Raw genomic sequence first — 25,087 nt, forward strand, 5'->3', positions numbered from 1 at the left:
AAAAAAATGTTATCATAGTCTATTTCTGAACATTCACGATCACTTTTTTTCATCCTTAAGATCAATAAAAAAGATTCCTTTTCCAAATGTACATAAAGAAATTTGTTTTATGTCAGAATAACCTAGTTTACGAAGTTGCTGCCTTAGCCATAAATTATTTTTTTGAATAGTCTCTAAATTGTCCTCTTGAATATCGCCATCAATAATAAGTGGAACTTGTAGCTCTGGCTGTTGTTTTTGATTTTTTTCTTTTTTAATGATTGATAAACTGCCAGATGATTCTAAAATGGCAAATTCTACATCAGAAACATTACTAATATCCTTTTCACGGAGTTGTGTCATTAAATCATCAAAATTATAGCGTTGCGTTCTCATTGCATGCTCATCAACCTTTCCGCGATTGATAATAATGGTAGGTTTTCCATCAAGTAAGTGACGAATTTTCTGAGATTTAACCGACAAAATCGCTAATGAAATTTGAATAACCATAAGAAGAAACATCGGGATAATCGTATGAATTAATGGATCTTTATGATCCTCAATAGCCGTTACAGCTAATTCTGCAATCATTAGAAATACAACTAAGTCAAATATACTTAATTCTCCAATTTCTCTTTTCCCCATTAACCGAAAAATTAAAACAATTACGAAATAAAGAATGATTGTTCGAGCCACAATGGTTAAATAAAACTCCATTATATGCCTCCTTTTTTCACCATTTACTTATGAATAGTTTAGGCGTTTACGTTTCTTTTATGTAAGTAATCTTAAAATCTTCATTTATGATAAATGTTTTATCAAGATCATTAATCGAGTAGGGTTCAACATAATATTTATATTCTATTTTTTTCTTCTATGAATATTCTGTATTAAGACGAGCTGCAACAAGCTTGAATATGAATTCACATAGGAGGAACACTTATGGAAACAAAAAAATGGGGAAAAGCCATCCTTTATGGACTTATCACTATTTTTGTGATTGCATTAGTAACAAGCTTGATCTTTGCTTCTCTGTTAAAATTCACTAGTCTAACTGAATCATCTATCACTTGGCTGCTTTTAGGCCTTTCTATTTTAGCTTTATTTATCGGCGGATTTGTAGCTGGCGGAAATGGAAAGGAAAAAGGTTGGTTAGTTGGTGGAGTAACTGCCCTGCTTTACTCATTGATTATCTTTCTTTTTAAGTTTTTAGGATATGGACAAATTTTTACGATGGAAGAAACGTTGTATCATGGAGGTTTTTTAATAGTAGCAATGATTGGAGGAGTTTTTGGTGTTAATATGACTTCTTCAAGAGAGAGTAAATAAAATCAGGGTTTATATAAACCCTGATTTTTATTGTACTGCTATGTATTTAGTCTTTTACGACTTCACGAATTGAGCGACGATCGAACGTCATACGAGTTCCGTCACCAACTTTTAAAACAATCTTATCTTCATCGATTGAATCTAAAATACCGTGTAGTCCGCCAATTGTTACAATTTTATCGCCTTTTTGAAGGCTGCTTTGCATCTCACGTACCGCTTTTTGCTGCTTTTGCTGCGGACGAATCAGCAAGAAATAAAAAATTGCAAACATAAGAACTAAAGGTAGTACTGTTGTTAACATATCCATTTACATTTCCCCCCTTTCAAGCATGCTTAAAAGTTTTTCGCATTCGGCTTATTAAAGCCATATTGTTCAAAAAATTCATCGCGGAAATCGCCTAAACGATCTTCACGGATAGCTTGCCTTACGTTCTCCATTAAGTTTACCAGAAAATATAGATTATGATAAGAAGTTAATCTTAATCCGAATGTTTCGTCACATTTTATTAAATGACGAATATAAGCTCGTGAATAATTTCGACATGTATAACAATCGCAATTCGGGTCTAATGGTCCGAAATCTTTTGCATATTTTGCATTCTTAACAACCAAACGACCTTCACTTGTCATCAATGTTCCATTACGTGCAATACGAGTTGGCAGTACACAATCGAACATATCAATTCCACGAATAGCTCCGTCAATTAATGAATCAGGTGAACCCACCCCCATTAAATATCGCGGTTTATTTGCAGGCATAAGTGGAGTCGTAAATTCAAGAACACGATTCATGACATCTTTCGGTTCACCAACAGATAAACCACCCACGGCATAACCTGGAAAATCTAACGAAACTAAATCCCTTGCACTTTGTTTACGTAATTCCTCATATTCTCCACCTTGGATGATCCCAAATAAGCCTTGTACGTCAGGTCGTTTATGAGCTTCCAGACAACGTTCCGCCCATCGGCTAGTACGTTCAACTGATTTCTTCATATAATCATATTCAGCTGGATACGGTGGACATTCATCAAAAGCCATCATAATATCAGAACCTAAATCATTCTGTATCTGCATAGCCTTTTCTGGAGAAAGGAAAAGCTTGTCCCCGTTTAGATGGTTACGGAAATGGACACCCTCTTCTTCAATTCTTCTCATATCACTTAGACTAAATACCTGGAATCCGCCCGAATCTGTTAAAATCGCACGATCCCAGTTCATAAACTTATGTAAACCACCGGCTTCTTTTACAATTTCATTGCCAGGACGAAGCCATAAATGATAAGTATTACTTAAAATAATACCTGCTCCCATTTCTTTCAGATCTTCTGGAGACATTGTTTTCACTGTGGCAAGTGTACCAACCGGCATAAAGACTGGTGTTTCAAAGCTGCCATGCGGAGTATGCACCTTACCTAACCTTGCTCCTGTTTGTTTACAGGTTTTTATATGTTCGTAACGAATTGGTGATGTTGACACCTTTTTTCCTCCTTAATAAAAATGCGTAAGCGCCTTGCGGCTTGGACAATAGGCATCCACGTGTAATGGCGCTCTTGCAATGAAGTTGGAGCACTGCTAATATCCTGATGATTTAAATTTAGATGATAAGCATAGCATCTCCAAAGCTAAAAAATCGATATTTTTCTTTAACAGCTGTTTCATATGCATTTAATACATGATTTCTTGATGCAAGGGCACTTACTAACATAATGAGTGAAGATTTAGGAAGGTGGAAGTTCGTAATCATTCCATCAATCCCCTTAAATTCATAGCCTGGATAGATAAAAATATTCGTCCAGCCACTATCTGTTGCAAATTTCCCATCATGTTTTGACGCGATCGTCTCAAGTGTTCTAGTAGATGTTGTTCCAACTGAAATAATACGCCCACCTTTTGCTCTAACCTCATTTAACAGTGCTGCCGTATCTTCTGTCATTTGATAGAACTCTGCATGCATTTCATGTTCTTCTACTGTATCTGCATTAACCGGACGGAATGTACCTAAACCAACATGTAGAGTAATAAACGTAATATGAATGCCTTTATCTTTTAATTGCTGGAGTATTTCTTTCGTAAAGTGCAAGCCTGCAGTCGGAGCTGCTGCAGAACCAATTTCACGTGAAAAAACAGTTTGATATCGTTCACGATCATCCAATTGTTCTTTTATATAAGGCGGTAATGGCATTTCTCCAAGTGAATCAAGAATTTCATAAAAGATTCCTTCATAGTCAAAATGGAGTAATCGTCCGCCATGGTCACTTGTACCGACACATGTTGCTTTCAGGACACCGGAACCAAAAGAAATGACTGTTCCTTCCTTTACCCTTTTCGCCGGTTTAACCAACGTTTCCCAAACATCCGCCTCTTGTTGTTTTAATAATAAAACCTCAATACTTGCCCCAGTATCTTCTTTTACCCCAAACAGCCTTGCTGGCATTACCCTTGTGTTATTTAAAACAAGGCAATCACCAGGATGAAAATAATCTATGATGGACTTAAAAGTCTCATGTTGGATTTCACCTGTTTCCTTATGAAGAACCATTAGTCTTGATGCATCTCTATCCTTTAATGGAACTTGTGCAATTAATTCTTCTGGAAGATGAAAATCAAATAATTCTACCTTCAAAACATTCACCTTTTTCTAAAATAGCTTACATTATTTAAACCTGCCCAATAATGATAATATCAATGAAAGGACGATGCTAATCACAATGCATGTGACAATTGGGAAAAACACGGTTGTATTCCCTTTTTTAAAGATAATATCACCTGGTAGTTTCCCAATAAATTGCATAAAAAAACCTATGACTAAAAGCAAACCACCAATGATCATTAAAATCTTTGGAAAATCAGTCATTATTCGGCACCTCCATTTGGAAATGGCGGTAAACAAGATCAGTTACAATTCTGCCCCTAGGAGTTCTTTGTAAAAAACCTATTTGAAGTAAATAAGGTTCATACACATCTTCAATCGTATGAGCCTCTTCTCCTATTGTTGCCGAAATTGTATCAATCCCAACCGGTCCTCCACGGAATTTTTCAATAATACCTAAAAGCAGTTTATGATCAATATGATCCAACCCTAATTTATCAACTTGAAGCCGTTCAAGTGCTTCAATCGTTAAATCATTAGTGATTATCTCAGCTCCCATAACTTGAGCAAAATCTCTTACCCTTCTAAGTAATCGATTGGCAATTCTCGGAGTACCTCTTGACCTTCTTGCCATTTCAGTGGCTCCATCTTCTTCTATACCCATTTCAAGAATATCAGCCGTACGTTCAATGATATGTGCCAGCTGTTTTTCATTATAGTACTCTAATCTGCACAAAACACCAAATCTATCCCGAAGCGGTGCGGTTAATAAACCGACCCTTGTTGTTGCTCCAATAAGCGTAAATGGCGGGAGATCTAAACGAACTGACCTAGCTGAGGAACCTTTACCGATGACAATATCGAGACAAAAATCTTCCATGGCAGGATATAACACTTCTTCTATCGAGCGATGTAAACGATGGATTTCATCAATAAACAATACATCTCCAGGCTCAAGAGCTGTTAAAACAGCTGCTAAATCACCCGGACGTTCAATCGCAGGTCCAGAAGTTGTTCGAATATTCACACCCATTTCGTTTGCAATTATGGTAGCTAATGTTGTCTTCCCTAAACCTGGAGGACCATATAATAATACATGATCTAGTGTTTCACTCCGCAGCTTTGCCGCTTCAATGAACACTTTTAAATTTTCTTTCACTTTATCTTGTCCAATATATTGTGCTAAAGTTTGAGGCCTCAAGCTTTGCTCAATATAGGATTCCTGTCCATCTGCTTCACTTGATACAAGGCGTTCATCCATGTTTATCACCTTACTTCAATAGCTTTTGCAATGCTTTTTTAACATATTGATCTGTCGTTAATCTTTCTTCTTGCAGTAATGGGACCACTTTTTTTATTTCACGCTCAGCATATCCTAACACTTTTAATGCCTCAATAGCTTCATTCAAGGCTGTGTTTGCTGTTTGTTTTTCTTCCATATCTTCATGTGTAAAGAGGTTTGGTCCATATAAAGCGGCCACATCGCCAAGTTTACCTTTTAAATCCAAAATAATTTGGCGTGCCGTTTTTTTACCAACCCCAGGAAACTTAACGAGAAATGTATCATTTTCATTTTCAATTGCCTCTACCACCTGTGATGGATCGCCAAAAGCAAGGATTGCCAGTGCGCCTTTTGGGCCAATTCCTGTAACATTAAGAAGTTTCATAAATAAAGCTTTTTCTTCCCTAGATTGAAAGCCGTATAAAGCTAATATATCTTCACGAACATGCTGATATGTATAAATGATAATTTCATCTTGTTTGCTTTTTTTATAAATGAACGGATTCGGTGTATGTATTTGATAGCCTAAGCCATTATGATCTATGACGATATATTCCGGTGTCACATGATCCACAAACCCTTTAATAAATTCAATCAAAATATTCACCTCTCATGCGACTGTACCTCATTGTAACAAAAAAAAGTTAGAATCAGAAGGAAATTTTGCAAGTAGTATGCGTACAATTGTTCCTATGATCTATCATACCATTAAAAACAAGAGCTTGGTATTTTTCGAAATTATTTGAAAAGAATTTTATAACAAAAAAAACACTCATTCGGGTTTTTACCCTTAATGAGTGAAGCGCCTAATTATCTCATATTTACAGGCAGAAATGTCGGTCTTATAAAATGACAGAGGACTAGGTATTACCTCTATAAGCTGACTTATTTAATGAAAGCCCTTGTTTATTTTTTGGCTGGTTTAGAATAGTTTTCAAGCGTTTCTAGAACTTCTAAATACTGATTTTTCGTTTGAATTCTTATCCCTTCCATTAATTCATCATGTTTATGGCTTTCTAGTTTTTTTATATCAATTTGAAAAAAAGATTGTATAACATCATTTGTTTCAGGTTTTCCATTAAATATTGATAATGTGCCATCTCCAGAAATGCCGAAGTAGCCATTTGTTTTTAAAAGTGGCGAAATATCATCTATCTTTTTTCTTATAATGATTCTTTCTTTATTTTGATCAATTAATTGCCATTCATGATAAGTAGTCCAGAAATCATCCATGGAAAAAATTTTCTCACTTTTTACTTCCTCACTTAACTCCCCATCGAGATATGTTCGCTGTAAAACGACTTTTATAGTTAGAGGTACATGATCCATTATTTCTTCTGCTTTTAGATTTTTTTGATTACCGTTTATTAACGTAATACTAAAAAACACTGTAAATAAAACAAAAACGGTAAGGATGCGACTGTGATGAAACATGCTCATCTAGCTCACCTCGTTCATTTAAATTCGTACAAAACTAATTAACAAATCAGATCATTTATTATTGTGACCAATAATAGAAAGTTTAAGCAATAATAATAAATTTCAAGTCCGCTATTTATTTTTCTGAAATATTATTCTTTTATAGGCATTATCATTAAACTCCACATACCTTTGGGACATATATTGTTAGTAAAAGGAGGGATGACCATGAATAATTGGATTTTCTTATATTTAGCTGGTATTTTATCTGGCTTTGCACTAATTGAGGTAACATTAACAGGTTTCTTAGCTAGTTTAACACCATTTACAACAGTTATTGGAGCATTAGCAGTTCTTGTCTTCTCACTAATCCTCATTTATAAAGGCGTAAGGGATTTATTTAACAAATAGTTTATGCAAAAAAGTCACTCAACTGTCAATTCTCCTTCATCTGAGTGACTTTTCCTTTTATGAAACTTTTGATACTAAATACTCTTCTTCATGCCGCATTCTCTGCATTCTCTAAGAAAGATAAAATCTTTTACAGAACTTTTAAATAATGTGTTACCACAATTATCACATCTGCCGCTTATTTCATCAGGGTATTCTTTGAAATCATAAACAATTGATGTATCTATTCCTTTTGTTTCTCTTTTTGGTTTTACTTCATCCATACATATCACCTACGAATAAATAGTATAATTTCTATCATAACATGGAAAAAAACAAGGGGAAATCCCCTTGTCATTTAGTCGCGATTATTATTAAAAGGTCGTTCAATTGCATCCCCTAAATCATCCATTAAATTATTGATATCCGTATCAACATTATTTCTGTCTACTCCGTTTTGAATATCATTATCAATATTTCGGACTCGAGTAAATGTACCTTCATCTGTAACTACTTGTACATTTCTTCCTTTTGCCACTTTTTGAACTTGTTTTCTAATTTTATCTTTTAATTGATTTTCTTCCGTTCCCTGAGTATCTACTGCAACAATGATATTGTTATCCGTAACTAAGACACGTGCTTCATCAACATGATTCATTTTTTCTACTGCATTCCTAACCTGTTGTGCAGTTTTTCCTTCTTCACGTTGGTTCGTCCCAACATTTCTTATATGACCATGATAATTTTCATCGTTATGGCTATAACGATTATCTCTTACTAGACCATTATCACGATCTCCAAGTGGAACTGTTTGATTTGTCATATTACGATTTTGATTACGATCGTTGACTCGACGAAAATAATTATCATTGTTTTCATTATTCATTCCGTCCATCATTTCAGTAACAGGACCCTCGTTATCGACATTCGTATCTTCATTTGAATAGTATCCCATAGGCTGTGCATTGTCATTTTGTCTTGTATCTAATGCACCTTGGTTTGCATTACAAGCAGCTAGGCTTGTTGATATAATCGCAATGGCTGATAACGCAGAAGCTTTTTTCATTTTATTCAATACAAAAACCCCCCTGTGGTTACTTTCAAAAAGAGCAATAATGCTCATTCAATAGCTTGTACCTTTAGAAGGGAGATCAAACTGTTACTTAACGGTAACAACATTAAATAATGGGTAATGTAAAAATGTATACTTTTATCACGATAGAAAAAAATAAAGCAGAAGAAATTCTTCTGCTTTATTTTTTATTTTAATCCTCGTCTTCTTCCCGATCATCAAAATTAGGTGTTCCGAATAGTTGACCATCTTGTGGTGAAAATTGAGTTGGATTATACCCTTGTGAAGCCATAGATTGCGGCTGCATTTGTTGCATTGGTTGCATTGGATAGCCCGCAAATGGCTGTTGCATTGGATAACCCGCAAATGGCTGCTGCATTGGATAGCCCGCAAAAGGTTGTTGCATTGGATAGCCATAATGAAAACCTTGATGATGCGGATATCCTTGAGCTTGAGCCGGCCCCCCACATCCGCAATCATGTGGATTAGGAGCATATGCTGGTGCAACAGCTTGTGGATATGGCATATTTGCTGCTGGTGCTTGATTTTCGTAATCATAATCATCATCCATATCTTCATTATATGCCCCTAAGACTTGATTAGGATAGTAACCAGATCCGGGTAATACTGGTGAGACTGGAACTCCCGCATATGGATTTACAGGAAATCCTGGTCCATATTGAGCTGGAGCCATTTCTTGCGGGTATGGCTGGTTTGCTAAAGGAGCCATATTTTCATCTTCATCATATTCAGCTGGACTTACAGCTGTTGGGTATGGCTGATTTGGCATCATTGCTGGGTCATAACCATATGGCATTGGATGATATGGTCCTGGAGGACACAATCCGCTTCCAGGTAATATAGGTGAAACAGGCACTATATATGGTGGCGGACAATAATACGGTTGGTACATCGCTGGAGCAGTATATGCAGGCATTTGCATATTTGGTATATTTGGTATGTTTGATATATTCGGCATATTCGCCATCTCTTCAAAAGCCTCCTCTTGTTGTTCTGTTTTTTCGTAATATGGCTTTTCTTTAGCGGGTTCCTTATACGTATCTTCCTCAGCTTTTGTCATTTCTGGCAAAACATTTTCAGGTTTAGGCGGCAATTGCGGGGCTGCCATTTGCGGCATCATCGCCATATTCACCGTATAATAATTATTCACATCTAAGCCAGTATATACCGGATGTTGAACATTTGGTACAGGAGGTATATAAGGTTTTGATGGTTTTTCTTGAATTGGTTCCTTCGGTACAGTATCTTCTACACCTAGAACTTCCTTTGGTTTTTCTTTTGCAAAAGGATGTTCAACCATAGGCATTTCTTTCTTTTGTGCCGGCATAGTCATTGGTGCTTCTTTTTTAATCGCCACATTGCCTGATGGATTGCCTGATGGTACTTTAATTTTCATTCCTGGCATAATTAAATCTGGATTGCTTAATTGAGTGTTCATGCTTTTTAACTCTTCGAAATCAACCCCATATTTTTTAGCAATCTTCCAAAGAGTATCGCCTTTTTGTACAATATGAATTTTCAATGCTTTCCCTCCTAAGCATAAAAGTGAATCTAGCCTCATCATGATGAGTCGCTTTAACATAAATCAATTTTCAAAATAAAATTGATTATGTTTTTCATGTTATAATCGTTAAACATAATTCCACTAATCTTCATCACAATTTATGAAGAGAAAATGAAAATTATGATTAAAACTCGTATTAAAAATTGGATAACCTGCTTATATAGGAAGAAACCTTTGAAGGTTCCTACTATGTAGTAAAAAAAAAATAAAAAGGAACTAACAAAATTGTTAGCTCCTTTTCTTTACACTAATTATACATTTGCAAGCATACGATCTAATGCTAATACAGCATCCTTTGTAATTTCTGCAGGGACAATGATTTGATTTGTTAGTTCACCTTTTTCTAAACCTTCTAAAGCCCATAACAGATGCGGCAAATCAATTCGATTCATCGTTAAACATGGGCACATATATGGATTTAACGATACAATTTTTTTATCTGGGTTTTGATCAATAATACGTTTGACAAGATTCATTTCCGTTCCAATTGCCCATTTTGAACCCGGCTCAGCTGCTTCGATCATTTCAATTATATATTTAGTTGATCCAGCATAATCTGATAAACCGACCACTTCTCGACTGCATTCAGGGTGAACAATAATGTTCATATCAGGTTCTGTCTTTCGAATATGCTCTATATTACTTACTGTGAAATTCTCATGTACAGAACAATGACCTTTCCATAAAATAACGACAACATCCTCAACATCTCCATCATATTCCAACTGATTTGTTATTGGATTCCAAATGGCCATTTTCTCCAAGGGAATCCCTAAATCATAAGCTGTATTTCTTCCGAGATGCTGGTCAGGCAAAAATAATATCCTTTCCTTTTGTGTAAACGCCCACTGAAGCATTTTTTTTGCATTAGAGGATGTTACAGTTGCTCCGCCATTTTTCCCTACGAATGCTTTAATAGACGCCGTAGAGTTTACATAAGTTAATGGAAGAATCGTGTCTCCAAATAATTGTTGTAGTTGTGCCCAAGCACGATCTGTTTGATCAATATCAGCCATATCAGCCATTGAACAGCCTGCTCTCATATCAGGCAATACAACTTTTTGGCCCTCAGATGTTAACATATCTGCTGTTTCAGCCATAAAATGAACACCACAGAAGACAATATATTCTGCATCTTTATTTACAGCTGCTGCTTGCGCTAATTGCAGGGAATCACCTGTGACATCTGAAAATTTAATAACCTCATCTTTTTGATAGTGATGCCCTGGAATATAAAGCTTTGAGCCAAATGCCTGTTTAATTTCTAGAACACGCTGTTCCATTTCTTCAATTGAACGTGTTTTATAGGATTCTGGCATCATTTCTTTTTTCTCGTGTTCAAGAATATCTAATAATTCCATTGAATATCCCCCTATTTCACATTTAAGCTTATATCTAATGATTTATATGAGTGTGTTAACATACCTAATGAAATATAATCAACCTTTGTATCACGATAGTCTGCTAAATTATGAAGGCCTATTCCGCCTGATGCCTCTGTTATAATATGTTTTGGCGTTAGCTCAGCAAATTTAGCAACCTCTTCTGGAGATCGATTATCAAACATAATCACATCTGCACCAGCCTCAATTGCTTCAAGCAGTTGTTCTTCGGTCTCAATTTCAACTTCAATTTTAACCATATGACCCGTTTTTGCTCTGACTTCTTTCACAGCATTTAGTATAGAGCCTGCAAAAGCAATATGATTGTCCTTTATCATGACCCCATCATATAAACCAAAGCGATGGTTAAAGCCTCCTCCGCAACGAACTGCATATTTTTCGAACATTCTCAGTCCCGGAGACGTTTTCCTCGTGTCACATATTCTCGTATGATCTGATTGAAGTAGATGATTCGCCTTATTTGTTAGTGTCGCAATTCCACTCATACGTTGCAGTAAGTTTAAAATCACCCGTTCTCCGCTTAAGATAATTGAAACCGGACCCTCTATCTCTGCAATAATATCACCTTTTTCCAACACATCTCCGTCATGTTTTTTTAAGATGACATCCACTTTTTGTTCGAATAAAGAATAACCTGCTGCAATGACGTCAACTCCTGCTAATATACCGTCCTCTTTTGCAACAATAATTGCCTCTCCTCTAGATTCTTTATCAAAAATCGTTTGACTTGATACATCCCATTCACCTAAATCTTCGAGGAAAAAATCTTCTAATTTTCTTTTTAATTTTATTCCATTCATCCTTAGCACCCCACATACATTTCAGCTCTAGTCCGAAAGATCTGCTTTTGTTTCCATTCATTATCATTGCTTTCTGGGTAATCTAAACGAAAATGCCCGCCTCTGCTTTCAGTACGTTTTAATGCAGACGAAGCAATCAACCAGCCAACTGTTAACAGATTAATTATTTCTATTTCATCCATTGTGAAATCCTTCACATTAAAGTCCCAAAAAGAGGGCTGATATGTTTCAAACCATTTCACTGCATCTATTAGTTCAGCTTCTGTTCTTTGGATTCCAACATAGTTTGTCATAATTTTCTGAATTTGCTGTTTTGAAGGCCATTTATTAAACTTTTTCTTTTCAAATGTTTCCCATTTAGGATCAGTGTAAGCAGTTTGTTCCAAAGGCAATGTTAAGATATGGTTTGCCACCCTTTTTCCAAAGACAAGCCCTTCTAATAATGAGTTACTTGCTAGGCGGTTTGCTCCATGTACACCAGTACAAGCTGCTTCGCCTACAGCAAATAGACTTTTTATATTTGTCTCACCTTTATCATTAGTTCGGATTCCCCCCATCAAGAAATGCATACCAGGTGCTACAGGGATCCGACCTATAGACAAATCAATACCATGTTGCTTACATAAGTTTGAGATAGTCGGAAATCTAGTTGAAAAATTTGAAAGGCTAGAAATATCTAAATACACGTTGCTGCCATTTTTCATTTGTTCAAAAATCGCTCTTGATACTACATCTCTCGGGGCCAGATCGCCTTGATGATGAAGATCTTTCATGAAGTTCTCACCATCTTGGTTTATTAATTTTGCCCCTTCTCCTCTAACTGCTTCAGAAATGAGTCCTACACATTTGCCGTTTATATGAAGCATTGTTGGATGAAATTGAATAAATTCCATATCTACAATTTCAACACCAGATCGATAAGCCATGGCAATTCCATCTCCTGTGATCACGTCTGCATTCGAAGTATGTCCGTATACAGCCCCACAGCCTCCGCTAGCAATAATCGTTTTACTTGCTTGATATCGCTCCAACATACCTTTGTTATTTTTTGTATAAACACCAAGGCATTCTCCATTTTGGATGATTAATTCGACAACCACTTCATTTTCTATCAAGTTAATCGACGATTTCGTCGAATGAAATAAAAATTGTGTTAGCTCTTTTCCTGTAGCATCGCCACCTGCATGAATAATGCGATGATGACTATGGGCACCCTCTTTACCAAGTAGAAATTGTCCATTTTTGTCACAATCAAAGATCATTCCTTTTTGACACCAATCAAAAATTTCTAATGGACCGTCTTGTACGAGATATTCAACGTTTTTATTATCATTGTGGTAACAACCTGCGACTATTGTGTCTTCATAATGATTTTTCCATGAATCTTTTTTATGAACCGCTGCTGCAATACCACCTTGTGCAAGCATTGAATTACTTGTTAACCAGGAGGATTTCGTAATCATTGTGACGTGTTTATCTCGCATATGGTAAGCAGCAGAAAGGGCTGCAATTCCACTTCCAATTATAATGACATCTGTTTGTGGCAATGTATAACCCCCTTCTGTAATTTACACGTGTCTTGACACCTATATTTACATATTATTAAAATAATGACAAGAGTTTTTTCATTACAATTTTTTAGATTAAGAGAAAAACAGAGGTGAATTCATTGATCTATCTTGATTACGCAGCAACAACTCCAATAAGTGACAACTCTTTAGAAATATATGCTAAAGCTGCTAAACATGCTTTTGGAAATAGCAATAGCTTGCATGATATCGGGGATGTAGCCGCTCGAACTTTACAAGCTTCAAGAAAACTTATTTCATCCATTATAGGCGGAAATGAGAAAGGACTTTATTTTACAAGTGGTGGCAGTGAGGCTAACATTTTAGCCATCCAGTCACTCTTAAAAGGGTTACATCCAGAAAAAAACCATCTTATAACATCGAGTATTGAACATTCATCTCTTTATACATTTTTTAAAAAGCTTTCGACAGAGGGATATGAGGTTAGCTTTTTAGAACCGAATCATAAAGGTCAGATCACTGAGGAAATCGTAAAAAACGCCTTGCGGGCTAATACTGGTTTAGTATCCATTCAGCACGGGAACTCTGAGATTGGAACTGTACATCAAATTGAAAAAATTGGACCTTTATTGAAAGTTCATGGCGTATTATTCCACAGTGATTGTGTTCAAACATTCGGAAAGCTACCAATAAATATTGAAAAGGCTCAACTTGATTCTATTTCTTTTTCAAGCCATAAAATTTATGGACCTAAAGGTATTGGAGCTGCATACATTCACCCATCTGTATATTGGCAGCCTGTTATTCCTGGGACGACACATGAATCAGGTTTTCGGCCTGGTACAGTAGATGTTCCAGCAGTAGCTGCATTTGCTACAGCAGCGAAAGATATTTCAGCAGCAATGGAAAACAATACGGAATATTATTTAGGCTTAAGAAGCAAATTTATTGACTTCCTAAAGCCCTATCAAGATAAAATATTGTTAGTAAACGAAAGTATGGATCCTTTTCTACCTAATATCCTCCCATTGTTAGTAGATGGTATAGAAGGTCAATATATTATGTTAGAATGCAATCGTTTTGGTTTTGCCATATCAACCGGCAGCGCATGTCAAGTTGGCATGCAAGCACCGTCACGCTCGCTTTTAGCTTTAGGGTTTGATGAGCATAAAGCAAAACAATATATTAGAATATCAATAGGAACCGATACAACCGAGGAGCAATTGAAATCATTTTTACACGTTCTTTTTAACATTGTGGACAACTTTAAAAAATAAGCGCACCAGAAAAAAAGATTTTGATATTCTTAAGCAAAAATAAAAATAAGATAAGAAGAAAGGGAGGATTGCATTGAACCATGAAAAATTATCTGGAGAAGACCGCAGAACTCTTTTATTAGAGTTACTATCGGAAGCAGACAAACCAATTACAGGAGGCGATCTCGCAAATCGGACAAATGTTAGCAGGCAGGTCATTGTCCAAGACATCTCTCTACTCAAAGCTAAAAATTATCCAATCATCGCCACAAGTCAAGGATATGTATTTTTAAAAGAGTCAGATAGCCAGAATAAAATCATCGAACGGATTATTGCCTGTAACCATGCTCCAGAACAAGCAATTGAAGAATTAACTATGATTGTTGATCATGGTGTTATTGTTAAGGATGTCATCGTAGAGCACCAGGTTTATGGTGAATTAACTGCTTCAATTATGGTAGGTAATCGAAATGATGTAAAAGAATTCGTAAAAAAGATTGAAAACAATAGCGCCGCATATTTATCACAGCTTACAAACGGGCTCCATCTGCATACATTACAAGCTGATTCACTAGAAAAATTAGACCGAGCGTGTGAGGAACTCAAAAAAGCTGGGTTTTTAATGCAGGAATAGACGTATAAATACAAAAAGCAAGTGACATTCGGTGGCAATGTCACTTGCTTTTAATAATTGGCTGTTTTCGCAAACTTTGTTGCTATTTACCAAGTAGTGCGGTGTGGTTGATTGCAGCGAGAGATGCACGATGACCGCGGGGCGGGCGGTGAGCCTCCTCGGCGTAAACGCCTGCATGAGTCTCACCTGTCCCGCTACTCCCGCAGGAGTCTCGCACTTTCGCTCTAATCAACCTAAATTAGTTTTCGTTTTAAAAACAACAACCTCTTATAAAAGAGCCTAATAAATAAGGTTACGTGTTTAACTTTCTTTTTCTTTGTTTTGTTTAATTGAATATGCTTCATATGATCCTAATAGCTTAACGGTACATCCCAAGGCTTCGAGCTCAGCTTTTGCACCTGGTATGAGTACATTATCGAGGAGCATATCAATATCAATAATAAAAAAGTAATTTCCTAATCCAGTTTTCATTGGTCTTGACTCAATTTTAGACATGTTCAGCTTACGCCATGTAAATGCTGATAAAACTTGATGGAGTGCACCTGATTGATCATCAGATGGCAACGTAATCATCAATGTTGTCTTACCTTTATCTGGTTTTAGATTCGGACTCTTATATTCAAGTTGATTTGCAGGATGTAGAATGGCAAATCGTGTATGATTATAATGATAATCATGAATATTTGTCATGACAATTTCTAGTCCATATTCCTTTGCCGCAAGTGCATTTGCAATTGCAGCTACAGGTTCTTCTGGGTGCTGACTAACATATTGTGCGGCAGCTCCTGTTGAACTTGCATAATCATATGGCACTCCATTAAATTTGTGATGCAAAAATTTATGACATTGTGCAATCGCATGTGAATGTGAATATACGCGAGTAATGTTTTCCCATTCATTTTTTCTTGAAGGATGCACCATTAAATGTTGTTCGATTGGTGAAACAATTTCTCCAACTATGTATAATGGTTGTTCGTGTATTAAGTAATCAAATGTTAAATTAACCGAACCCTCTAGGGCATTTTCTGTCGGTACGACAGCAAAATCAATCTCCCCAGCCGCTACCGCATCTATACATTGAGGAATGGTCTTATATGCAACTTGTTCTACTTCCTCTCCAAAAAATGCTTGAACAGCTAAATGGGTAAATGTTGCTCTCGGCCCTAAAAATCCTATCCTTATTGCCAACCAATTTCAACTCCTTATGCTCCTTGACCTAGTATTTCTACTTTGTCGACAAATTCCATTCTTCTTAATTTCACCATTAATCGATTTATATCCTCTGTCATTCCATTTGTATTAAGGGAGAGTGTGACATTTGCTCGGCCTTGAATTGGAATGGTTTGATGAATTGTTAAGACATTACAGCCAGCATTCGCTACAACTGATAATAACTGTGACAATGTTCCACTACGATCTTCAAGATGGAAAAACAGCGTTATAAGCTTTTCTTTCACAACTGTATGAAATGGAAACACAGCATCACGATATTTATAAAACGCACTGCGGCTAAGATCGACACGTTGAACAGCTTCAGCAACAGAATCAACTTTCCCTCTCTCAATGAGCTTTTTCACTTCAAGCGTTTTTTTCATTGCTTCTGGTAAAATGTCTTCGCGTACTAAATAAAACGTTTCATCTTTCATAGTCTCCCTCCCAACATTTTATCTTAATGTAGATAATTTATCACAATATTAGCTAAATTTCTTCTTTTTTCTCAAGAAAATAGAAATTGAAGAAATATTTCTTTGACTTAAAAAAGAGAGCTCATAATAGCTCTCCTGTATGTGTTGAGTAAATATCTGATAAATAGGCTCTATCCTATTCAACAAACTCAAATTCATATTCAAGTAATTTAACAATATCTCCGTCTTTGGCGCCTCTTTCACGTAAAGCTTCATCCACGCCAAGTCCACGAAGTTGTCTAGCGAAACGTCTTACAGACTCTTCACGTGAGAAATCTGTCATTTTAAAGAGTTTCTCAATTTTTTCACCAGTCAGTACATATGATCCTTCACTATCACGTGTAATGGCAAAGTTTGGTTCTTCCTTCTTAAATTCATACATTACTCTATGTTCAGCAGGCTCTTCTTCGAATAATGGGAATTCTGGTGTACGTTCGATCGCATCGGCAATTTCAAATAACAGCTCACGAACGCCTTCTCGCGTAATCGCAGAGATAGGGAAGATTTTCACATCATCTTCTAGCTTTTTCTTAAACTCAGCCAAATTATTTTCTGAGTCTGGCATGTCCATTTTATTTGCAACGATAATTTGCGGTCTTTCAGTTAAACGTAAATTATATTCCTTTAATTCGGCATTAATCGTTTGATAATCTTCATGAGGATCTCTTCCTTCTAGACCTGACATATCAATAACATGTACGATAACACGTGTACGTTCAATATGTCTCAGGAATTGATGGCCTAATCCCACACCCTGGTGTGCACCTTCAATTAATCCAGGCAGATCTGCCATGACAAAACTTCTGCCATCTTCTGTTTCAACCATACCTAAATTAGGAACAAGTGTTGTAAAGTGATATTCAGCAATTTTTGGTTTCGCAGAGGAAACGACTGATAATAATGTTGATTTTCCTACGCTTGGAAATCCAACTAATCCGACATCTGCTAGTACCTTTAATTCTAAAATAACATTTCGTTCAATTCCAGGTTCCCCATTTTCCGAAAGTTCTGGAGCGGGATTGGCTGGTGTTGCAAATCTTGAGTTCCCGCGACCGCCGCGACCGCCTTTAGCAATGACCGCTTGTTGTCCATGTTCAGTTAGATCTGCGATAACCTGGCCTGTTTCTTCATCTGATACAACTGTTCCTGGTGGAACCTTTACAATCATTGGTTGAGCATTTTTACCATGCTGATTTTTTGACATGCCATGCTCGCCGCGTGGTGCCTTAAAATGACGCTTATAGCGAAAATCCATTAACGTTCTTAGCCCTTCTTCTACTTCGAATATAACGTCAGCACCATTTCCGCCATCACCGCCAGCAGGTCCCCCCTTTGGCACATATTTCTCGCGACGGAAGGCAACCATTCCGTTACCTCCGTCGCCGCCTTTTACATATATCTTGACCTGATCGACAAACATTTGTCTTCCTCCGTTCTAAATACCAAGTGAAATAACCGCCGTTAATTCATATGTATCTACATGAAATTCGTTCAATTTAATTTGAGATTGTTCAACAGCCTGTAACCAATCTGTGATTTGTTCTATATCTTTTATTATGCCATTAAAATCAAAAAAGAAACGAATTCCTTCTTTATCTGAACCGATTTCAATTGTAATGCTAACATGATTTTCACTACTTAAATCAACTGACTTATCTAGAATATTAAAAAAGCTCTTACTCCATTGCGTTATGATAGTGTCATATGCTTCTAAAGAAAGTATTTGACCTAAAATTTCGTAATCTAATACAAAATGATGGCTACTCCAATTAAATGTTAAGAGGAGACTGGCGAAATTTGGCATTTTTAAATTACACAGCTTTGATTCTTGTTGTGACTCTATGATAATTTCTTCAATAATATCGTTAACCCGATCGTATTTTTCCATAGAAAGGTTACCCTTAATCAATTGTAATTTGTTCATCCAATCATGACGTGAATGGCTTAATAAATCGACAATATTCCATTTATTTTGATTATTATTCATAACTTTTTCTCCTATTTATTCAATACTCATTTCATCAAGGAGTTATACTAATTTGACTGTAATAAGAATTATAACAAACATTGTTTTGTAACATAAGGGCAAATGGTCAGATCAATCGATTATTTCTAAACAGAAGAATGATGATTAAAGCAGCTGCCGCTTATTCATGCTTGTTTTATAACCTAGAGAGGATATAAATCGTGTAGTTCCTAATACTTAGTACACTTTTTACTTGGACATATCCAATAGGCTTTTAGGGGAAGTATTGGAGCGATATGTTGAAGCACAATTTTAAGACAAGATTATTGTGAAACGTAATTTGGCTTTTCTTAGCCATTAGCTCCACATATACCCTTTTATTTTCTTCTTGTTGCAAAGTCGTACTTCCCGTTATTCAGATTTAAAATAAAGGCTGTTTTCGCAAACTTTGTTGCTATATAACAAGTATTGGGAATGGTTGATTGGAACGAGTGTTGCTCGATGACCATGGGGCGGGCGTTGAGCCTACTCGGCGCTAGTGCCTGTAGGATCTCACCTGTCCCGATACTCCCACAGGAGTCTCGCACCTTACGCTCCAATCAACCTAAATAATTTTGTTCCAGGACCTTATATAAAAACAACAATCTTTTAGAAAAGAGCTGAAATAAAAAAACTCTAACCTAAGTTAGGTTAGAGTTTTCAAACGAACTTATGCTTCTTGTGCTACTGGATATACGCTAACTTTTTTACGGTCACGTCCGAAACGTTCGAACTTAACAACACCATCAACTTTTGCGAATAGTGTGTCATCACCGCCACGGCCAACGTTTTCACCTGGGTAAATTTTTGTACCGCGTTGACGGTAAAGAATTGAACCACCAGACACCAATTGTCCATCTGCACGCTTTGCACCAAGACGTTTTGCCTGAGAGTCACGACCATTTTTAGTCGAACCTACCCCCTTCTTAGATGCGAAGAACTGAAGATCTAATCTTAACATGAAGTTCACCTCCTGTTTAATTCATTATCTTTACAGAAATATATTGTCCATAATCTCTTTCAATTGTTTGAAGTGAAACTAGCATACCCTCAAGCAAAAGCTGAACTTTATCACTTGTTGATTTGTCGAGATCAACCGGCAATTTAACATGTAAATAGCCGCCATCTCCACCTTGCTCAATTTGTGGTTCAATTTTTGTTAGAGACAGTACTGCATTAACTGCACCAAAAGTAACAGCTGAAGCTCCAGCGCAAACAATATCTTTTCCGTGTTCATCAAACTCGGCATGTCCAGATAATATGAACGATGTTATAAGTCCCTCATTCGAACGATAAATTTTCGCATTTATCATTTCAAATAGCCTTACGCGTTGATTGTGTCAATCACAACTTTAGTGTATGGCTGACGGTGACCTTGTTTTTTGCGGTAGTTTTTCTTAGCTTTATATTTGAAGACAGTGATTTTCTTTTGACGACCGTGTTTTTCAACTTTACCAGTTACAGTCGCTCCGTCAACAGTTGGGCTACCAACTTTAACGTTGTCTCCACCTACAAATAAAACTTTGTCAAACGTAACAGTTTCACCTTGTTCAGTACCAAGCTTCTCAATATAGATAACTTGACCTTCTTCAACTTTAATTTGCTTTCCACCAGTTTCAATAATTGCGTACATTCCTTGCACCTCCTATAAACTCAGACTCGCCATAATCAGGTGAATGCAGCATATGTACTAACATTACTTTTACCTAATTTTGAGCGGTTGTAGCACGGGTGCGCTACAAATCATAACATTAACCATAATATCAAAAACCTTTAAAATATGCAACATATTTTTATGTTAACTTAGAGAGAGTATTAAAAAAAACCACATGCTGTGGCTTATACTGCTCTGGGACAAACTGGCTTACCTCATCCTTTTGGATTGTTATTAGATGTAGGCGATTATTGGACTTTTAAATCTCCTTTATTCTATCCCTAATAGAAGCTAAATCACCTATCTGCTTTATTTGATATGTGGGTATTATACTAGATATTGTCGTACAGATCACTTTATATTTTAAAGCTTCTTCAAGCTGTTTTAAATGTTCCTCATTTTCACCTTTTATTAACCTAATAACATCTGTTGTTGCTTCAACCCAAATTGCCTCTTCATCCATAAATTGATGCTCCCAGAGCTCTCTTTCTAACTTATATGCAACCGCCTCTAAAGATGGAATTCGTCCTGTTCCATTACATGTTGGACAGTGATCAGTTAAACTTTCCTCTAACGGTCTGCGAACCTTCTTACGCGTTATTTGTAAAATATTTAGTTCAGTAAAACCAAGTACTTTATGCTGGATTCGATCCTTCTTCATCTCATGTTTAACAGTTTCAACAATTGAAGACTTGTCTTCCTTATGCTTCATATCAATAAAATCAATTAAGATGATCCCGCTTATATTTCTTAGGCGGATTTGTTTTGCTATCTCGATCGCTGCTAATTGATTCGTTTTTAGAACGGTGTCACGCATCGATAATTTCCCGGAAAATTTTCCAGTATTAACGTCAATAATCGTCATTGCCTCTGTTCGTTCGATAATAATATAGGCGCCATTTTTCAACCAAACAATCTGTTTTAAAAGCTTGTCAATTTCTTGATCAATTTTGTAAGCGGAAAAAATTGATTCTTTCTTATCATGGTAAAGAACCGTTGAGCTTGGAAATTGCTTCTTTAATTTTTTAACACTCTCTATTTGATCACTTATTATTGTATCATCCGTTTGAATGGCAAGTTCATTTACTATTCGATCAACAAAAGTTCTTGCTTCAAATACACATATTGGTTTTTTGTGAGTCGATTTTTGCAAGTCCTGAAACTGTTTCTTTAGATTGATATATTCACTCTTTATTTCTTCTGCTGATTTTTCATAGCATTCAGTACGAAAAAGAAGCCCCTCATTTCCTTCGCAGAGCTCTTGTGCAATATATAATAATCTATTTCTCTCGTTTTCATTTGATACCTTTTTAGAAACAGCGACATAATCACCATACGGCATGTAAACCAATAGCTTTCCACTAAATTCGATATTGGTCGTGAGCTTCGGGCCCTTTTGGTCAGATCCCTCTTTCACTACCTGAACAAGAAGCTGCTCACCTTCACGTACGTATTGTGATATGGATGTCTGTGAGCTTGTATTTCCTTTTTGTTGAAATGTGATTAAATCATTGCGATGTAAATAGCCATTGTGCTTTAATCCTAAATCAACAAAAGCAGCCTGCATGCCAGGTAGAACCTTTGTTACACGACCAATATAGATATTCCCAACTATTTCATTCTCAAATGAATATGTTTGATGAATTTCAGTAAGTTGGTTTTGTTCAGTAACCGCACAGCGAATTTCTTTCGTTTTTTCATTTATGATCAGCTTTCTCACTACATTTACCTTCTTTCTATGGCAAAAAGGGATCCATTTTTACACGTTTTTCATTTTCCCTTTGATTACTATACCACAGAAGAAATAAACCATTAAATTGATGAATGTGTACTTTAATAAGCATATACTAAGTCACCGATTTTTGAATCAGTAAGCTTGTTGGCAAAAAACGCATGAAGCAGTTCATTTTCATCCATTTCTGATATTTTTGTACCGTTTCGTTCAATCACGATTAAATGCTTACAGCCTCTTTGAAATTGAAGCAGTACATGATAAATAAGCTCAGATTCATCAACAACAATTGGTTTTAACTGATTTATCGTATCTTGCTTACCATAGTAACGCTCCATTAAAAATCGTAAAGTGCCATACATTCTATTCTTGTATTCATGATATAAGCTATAAATAAGAAATGTTGTTATAATCCACATGTTAAGAAAATTTGACGAAAAAATTAAAATCACTAGTACATAAAGGAATAAGAAACATATAGATGACACAATCATATAGAAATGTGCTTTTTTAAATGGCAAATAATTTGAGAAAAGGATAAATAATAACTTACCACCATCCAAAGGCCAAACAGGCAGTAAATTGAATAGTAAAATGGATACATTGTAGAACGTAAACAAGTGATAATCATCAACATTAACGACATTTGTTACAAAAAGTAAATGTGCTGTACCTTGAAGCCATAAATGCTGAATGGGACCTGATAACACTACAATGAATTCTTGTTTCAATGATCGATTTCCATGTTCGTCAACCTCAGCCACACCTCCAAAAGGAAGAAGCATGACTGTTTTAATTCTCCAAGAAAAAAAATGAGCACTTATTGCATGGCCCATTTCATGTATAAATACGATCAGCATCAACAAAAATAACGTCTTAAAGTTCGCTGTCAGCACGCTAATTCCTATCATGACCCATAATAATGGATGGATATGGATTTTTTGTAAAAGTGATAAGTAATTATTCAAATTGTATCACCTGATTTGGGTCGATAAAATCATCACCCTTTTTAATGGCAAAATAATAAGTACCCTTCTGATTTTCGCTTAGTTTGATTTTCCCTAACTCTTTTCCTTTTTCAACAAAATCATAGAGGGCAACATCGACCTTATCTAAATTCCCATACCATGATTTTGTCCCATCAGCATGCTGCAGAACAATGGTAAGACCAGTATCAGCTTTTTCTCCGGCTTCAATAATAATTCCTTCATTCATCGCTTCCACAGATGGTAAATCAGTTTCAACCATTATTCCTTGACCATTATCCTCAAATGATTCGAGTACTTTGCCTGAGGCTGGAACAGATAGCTGTGCAGATTGTGTCTCACTTCCCGATTCACTACTTTGTTCATTTTTAGGTTCAAACAATGCAAGTGGCTCACCAAACTTATCGCGATACCATGTTGAAACTGCTGCAAATTGAAACTCCTCTTCAAAGGTATATGAAATAGCAGATCTTACTTCTTTAAATAAAGGCGAACCATTTTTAAAGGCAATTGCAGTAACTAAAACGATAACTGCTGATAATAGTAATTTAAAAATAAATACTTCTGTACTAAAAAGCGGGTGTCCACCATTACCATTACCATTACCAGGACCAGCTTCATACGTTGGAGGGGAATAAACGCCAAATTTTTCTTCATCATTCATAAATAATGATGTTTGCTTAGACAATTCATTTTCATTCGGCAACCCTCTGTCACGTTTTCTTTTTGCAATTCGTTTTCTCACTTCATCCGCGCGATGACTCATCCCCATCAATCCTTTTAGTCAATTTGTACAAGTTTATGCCTTGTCCGGAGAGGATATGATCAAATTTTATTGCAGATCAGGTAGAAGTTTCTATATCTTAATGAATGAAAAATAAAACAAAAAAAGATTAGTGATGTTCCATTCACTAATCTTTCTTATTCTATAAATCTATTATGATGGTTTTTAAACTCGAACACCAAAGAATTTTTTTAATTTAGATAAAACACCCTTGTTCTGCTCATCTAATGATTGCAATGGAACAGATTCACCTAGAATACGGCGGGCAATATTTCGATAAGCAATTGCTGCACGATTATCTGGATTCATGGCAATTGGCTCACCATTGTTTGATGCTTTAATGACATCGTCATCGTCCGCTACAATTCCTATTAAATCGATGGAAAGATGTGTGACAATTTCATCAACGTCAAGCATGTCCCCATTTTTAACAAGATGATTGCGAATTCGATTAATAATTAATTTCGGCGGCTCAATTTCTTCCTTCTCTAGCAAACCGATGATGCGGTCTGCATCTCGTACTGCTGAAATTTCAGGAGTTGTAACAACTAGCGCTTTATCAGCACCTGCCACAGCATTTTTATAGCCTTGTTCAATACCTGCAGGACAATCAATTACAATATAATCATAATCTTGTTTTAATTCATCAATGAGCTTTTTCATTTGCTCAGGCTTTACTGCCGTTTTATCACTTGTTTGAGCAGCAGGCAGCAAATATAATAAATCCTCAAATCGTTTATCTTTGACAAGCGCTTGATGAATTTTACAACGTCCTTCTACAACGTCAACAAGATCATAAATAATCCGATTTTCTAATCCCATTACAACATCTAGGTTTCGAAGACCGATGTCTGTATCAACTAAGCAAACACGTTTGCCTAGAATAGCTAAAGCTGTCCCTAAATTTGCTGATGTCGTTGTTTTACCAACTCCACCTTTTCCTGAGGTAACGACAATCGCTTCACCCATA

General features: G+C 36.1%; 28 protein-coding genes, 1 pseudogene and 1 other annotated feature. Of the genes and pseudogenes, 4 read left to right on the forward strand and 25 right to left on the reverse strand.

Annotation, left to right across the window (positions count from 1 at the left end; translation table 11 throughout):
- Positions 1-39 precede the first annotated feature (39 nt).
- Positions 40-696: a DUF421 domain-containing protein gene (locus GMB29_RS20255; protein ID WP_136351907.1), complete on the reverse strand. Its 657-nt coding sequence runs from the start codon at positions 694-696 to the stop codon at positions 40-42.
- A gap of 225 nt (positions 697-921) precedes the next feature.
- Between GMB29_RS20255 and GMB29_RS20260 the strand changes: the two genes are divergently transcribed.
- Complete coding sequence (locus GMB29_RS20260; RefSeq protein WP_136351908.1) at positions 922-1,308, forward strand: TIGR04086 family membrane protein; 387 nt, start codon at positions 922-924, stop codon at positions 1,306-1,308.
- Positions 1,309-1,354: 46 nt separating this feature from the next.
- Here GMB29_RS20260 and yajC read toward each other — a convergent pair whose 3' ends face one another.
- The 7 genes from yajC to GMB29_RS20295 all read right to left on the reverse strand — a co-directional run bounded on the left by yajC (position 1,355) and on the right by GMB29_RS20295 (position 6,623).
- Positions 1,355-1,615: a preprotein translocase subunit YajC gene (gene yajC, locus GMB29_RS20265; protein WP_136351909.1), complete on the reverse strand. Its 261-nt coding sequence runs from the start codon at positions 1,613-1,615 to the stop codon at positions 1,355-1,357.
- Positions 1,616-1,641: 26 nt separating this feature from the next.
- Positions 1,642-2,787, reverse strand: a complete 1,146-nt coding sequence (tgt, locus tag GMB29_RS20270; RefSeq protein WP_136351910.1) for a tRNA guanosine(34) transglycosylase Tgt — start codon at positions 2,785-2,787, stop codon at positions 1,642-1,644.
- A 118-nt stretch (positions 2,788-2,905) separates the two neighbouring features.
- On the reverse strand, positions 2,906-3,934 hold the full coding sequence (gene queA, locus GMB29_RS20275) for a tRNA preQ1(34) S-adenosylmethionine ribosyltransferase-isomerase QueA (protein WP_136351911.1): 1,029 nt from the start codon (positions 3,932-3,934) through the stop codon (positions 2,906-2,908).
- A gap of 30 nt (positions 3,935-3,964) precedes the next feature.
- The gene (locus GMB29_RS20280) at positions 3,965-4,165 is read right to left on the reverse strand and encodes a DUF2905 domain-containing protein (RefSeq protein ID WP_136351912.1); all 201 of its coding nucleotides are present in this window, start codon (positions 4,163-4,165) and stop codon (positions 3,965-3,967) included.
- Complete coding sequence (ruvB, locus tag GMB29_RS20285) at positions 4,158-5,162, reverse strand: Holliday junction branch migration DNA helicase RuvB (protein WP_136351913.1); 1,005 nt, start codon at positions 5,160-5,162, stop codon at positions 4,158-4,160. The genes GMB29_RS20280 and ruvB overlap by 8 nt, the downstream gene beginning before the upstream one ends.
- A 10-nt stretch (positions 5,163-5,172) precedes the next feature.
- Positions 5,173-5,781 carry a Holliday junction branch migration protein RuvA gene (gene ruvA, locus GMB29_RS20290; protein ID WP_136351914.1) on the reverse strand — a complete coding sequence of 203 codons (609 nt, stop codon included), beginning with the start codon at positions 5,779-5,781 and terminating at the stop codon, positions 5,173-5,175.
- Positions 5,782-6,089: 308 nt separating this feature from the next.
- Positions 6,090-6,623, reverse strand: coding sequence for a BofC C-terminal domain-containing protein (locus GMB29_RS20295; RefSeq protein ID WP_227551397.1), 534 nt, complete (start codon positions 6,621-6,623; stop codon positions 6,090-6,092).
- Between the two features lie 207 nt (positions 6,624-6,830).
- Here GMB29_RS20295 and GMB29_RS20300 point away from each other — a divergent pair, with 207 nt between their 5' ends.
- Positions 6,831-7,013 (forward strand): hypothetical protein, encoded by a 183-nt coding sequence (locus GMB29_RS20300; protein WP_136351915.1) that lies wholly within the window; start codon positions 6,831-6,833, stop codon positions 7,011-7,013.
- A 74-nt stretch (positions 7,014-7,087) separates the two neighbouring features.
- Here GMB29_RS20300 and GMB29_RS20305 read toward each other — a convergent pair whose 3' ends face one another.
- The 6 genes and pseudogenes from GMB29_RS20305 to nadB all read right to left on the reverse strand — a co-directional run bounded on the left by GMB29_RS20305 (position 7,088) and on the right by nadB (position 13,399).
- Positions 7,088-7,276: a DUF8096 family protein gene (locus GMB29_RS20305; protein WP_136351916.1), complete on the reverse strand. Its 189-nt coding sequence runs from the start codon at positions 7,274-7,276 to the stop codon at positions 7,088-7,090.
- A gap of 74 nt (positions 7,277-7,350) precedes the next feature.
- Positions 7,351-8,058 (reverse strand): YhcN/YlaJ family sporulation lipoprotein, encoded by a 708-nt coding sequence (locus GMB29_RS20310; RefSeq protein WP_227551766.1) that lies wholly within the window; start codon positions 8,056-8,058, stop codon positions 7,351-7,353.
- A gap of 1,408 nt (positions 8,059-9,466) precedes the next feature.
- A pseudogene (gene safA, locus GMB29_RS28125) lies at positions 9,467-9,607 on the reverse strand (SafA/ExsA family spore coat assembly protein); the annotation flags it as partial.
- Between the two features lie 293 nt (positions 9,608-9,900).
- Positions 9,901-11,010, reverse strand: a complete 1,110-nt coding sequence (gene nadA, locus GMB29_RS20320; protein WP_136351919.1) for a quinolinate synthase NadA — start codon at positions 11,008-11,010, stop codon at positions 9,901-9,903.
- 11 nt (positions 11,011-11,021) lie between these two features.
- Positions 11,022-11,852 carry a carboxylating nicotinate-nucleotide diphosphorylase gene (gene nadC / locus GMB29_RS20325; protein WP_136351920.1) on the reverse strand — a complete coding sequence of 277 codons (831 nt, stop codon included), beginning with the start codon at positions 11,850-11,852 and terminating at the stop codon, positions 11,022-11,024.
- 2 nt (positions 11,853-11,854) lie between these two features.
- Positions 11,855-13,399, reverse strand: coding sequence for an L-aspartate oxidase (gene nadB, locus GMB29_RS20330; RefSeq protein WP_136351921.1), 1,545 nt, complete (start codon positions 13,397-13,399; stop codon positions 11,855-11,857).
- A gap of 122 nt (positions 13,400-13,521) precedes the next feature.
- Between nadB and GMB29_RS20335 the strand changes: the two genes are divergently transcribed.
- Both GMB29_RS20335 and GMB29_RS20340 read left to right on the forward strand, forming a co-directional pair.
- A complete protein-coding gene (locus GMB29_RS20335; RefSeq protein ID WP_136352171.1) occupies positions 13,522-14,658 on the forward strand; it encodes an IscS subfamily cysteine desulfurase in 1,137 nt (378 codons plus the stop codon).
- Positions 14,659-14,731: 73 nt separating this feature from the next.
- The gene (locus GMB29_RS20340) at positions 14,732-15,271 is read left to right on the forward strand and encodes a transcription repressor NadR (protein ID WP_136351922.1); all 540 of its coding nucleotides are present in this window, start codon (positions 14,732-14,734) and stop codon (positions 15,269-15,271) included.
- A 300-nt stretch (positions 15,272-15,571) separates the two neighbouring features.
- On the opposite strand, the gene pheA is transcribed toward GMB29_RS20340, so the two are convergent.
- The 11 genes from pheA to minD form a co-directional block, all read right to left on the reverse strand.
- Positions 15,572-16,453 carry a prephenate dehydratase gene (gene pheA, locus GMB29_RS20345; RefSeq protein ID WP_136352172.1) on the reverse strand — a complete coding sequence of 294 codons (882 nt, stop codon included), beginning with the start codon at positions 16,451-16,453 and terminating at the stop codon, positions 15,572-15,574.
- A 20-nt stretch (positions 16,454-16,473) separates the two neighbouring features.
- Positions 16,474-16,917 (reverse strand): ACT domain-containing protein, encoded by a 444-nt coding sequence (locus tag GMB29_RS20350; RefSeq protein WP_136351923.1) that lies wholly within the window; start codon positions 16,915-16,917, stop codon positions 16,474-16,476.
- A gap of 175 nt (positions 16,918-17,092) precedes the next feature.
- Positions 17,093-18,376, reverse strand: coding sequence for a GTPase ObgE (gene obgE / locus GMB29_RS20355; RefSeq protein WP_136351924.1), 1,284 nt, complete (start codon positions 18,374-18,376; stop codon positions 17,093-17,095).
- Positions 18,377-18,391: 15 nt separating this feature from the next.
- Positions 18,392-18,943, reverse strand: a complete 552-nt coding sequence (locus GMB29_RS20360) for a Spo0B C-terminal domain-containing protein (protein WP_136351925.1) — start codon at positions 18,941-18,943, stop codon at positions 18,392-18,394.
- Positions 18,944-19,631: 688 nt separating this feature from the next.
- On the reverse strand, positions 19,632-19,922 hold the full coding sequence (rpmA, locus tag GMB29_RS20365) for a 50S ribosomal protein L27 (RefSeq protein WP_136351926.1): 291 nt from the start codon (positions 19,920-19,922) through the stop codon (positions 19,632-19,634).
- Between the two features lie 16 nt (positions 19,923-19,938).
- Positions 19,939-20,274: a ribosomal-processing cysteine protease Prp gene (locus GMB29_RS20370; RefSeq protein WP_136351927.1), complete on the reverse strand. Its 336-nt coding sequence runs from the start codon at positions 20,272-20,274 to the stop codon at positions 19,939-19,941.
- An 11-nt stretch (positions 20,275-20,285) separates the two neighbouring features.
- Entirely contained in the window at positions 20,286-20,594 is a 309-nt protein-coding gene (gene rplU, locus GMB29_RS20375; protein WP_136351928.1) for a 50S ribosomal protein L21, read from the reverse strand.
- Between the two features lie 12 nt (positions 20,595-20,606).
- Positions 20,607-20,693 (reverse strand) — a sequence feature (ribosomal protein L21 leader region).
- Between the two features lie 181 nt (positions 20,694-20,874).
- Positions 20,875-22,335 (reverse strand): Rne/Rng family ribonuclease, encoded by a 1,461-nt coding sequence (locus GMB29_RS20380; protein ID WP_168733778.1) that lies wholly within the window; start codon positions 22,333-22,335, stop codon positions 20,875-20,877.
- Positions 22,336-22,448: 113 nt separating this feature from the next.
- The gene (locus GMB29_RS20385) at positions 22,449-23,315 is read right to left on the reverse strand and encodes a M50 family metallopeptidase (RefSeq protein ID WP_136351930.1); all 867 of its coding nucleotides are present in this window, start codon (positions 23,313-23,315) and stop codon (positions 22,449-22,451) included.
- On the reverse strand, positions 23,308-24,099 hold the full coding sequence (locus tag GMB29_RS20390; RefSeq protein ID WP_136351931.1) for a M23 family metallopeptidase: 792 nt from the start codon (positions 24,097-24,099) through the stop codon (positions 23,308-23,310). Before GMB29_RS20390 ends, GMB29_RS20385 begins: the two co-directional genes overlap by 8 nt.
- A gap of 183 nt (positions 24,100-24,282) precedes the next feature.
- Positions 24,283-25,086, reverse strand: a complete 804-nt coding sequence (gene minD, locus GMB29_RS20395; protein WP_136351932.1) for a septum site-determining protein MinD — start codon at positions 25,084-25,086, stop codon at positions 24,283-24,285.
- Between the last annotated feature and the right edge of the window lies 1 nt (position 25,087).

Origin of the sequence: Metabacillus sediminilitoris (assembly GCF_009720625.1) — a bacterium.
GTDB lineage: Bacteria > Bacillota > Bacilli > Bacillales > Bacillaceae > Metabacillus > Metabacillus sediminilitoris.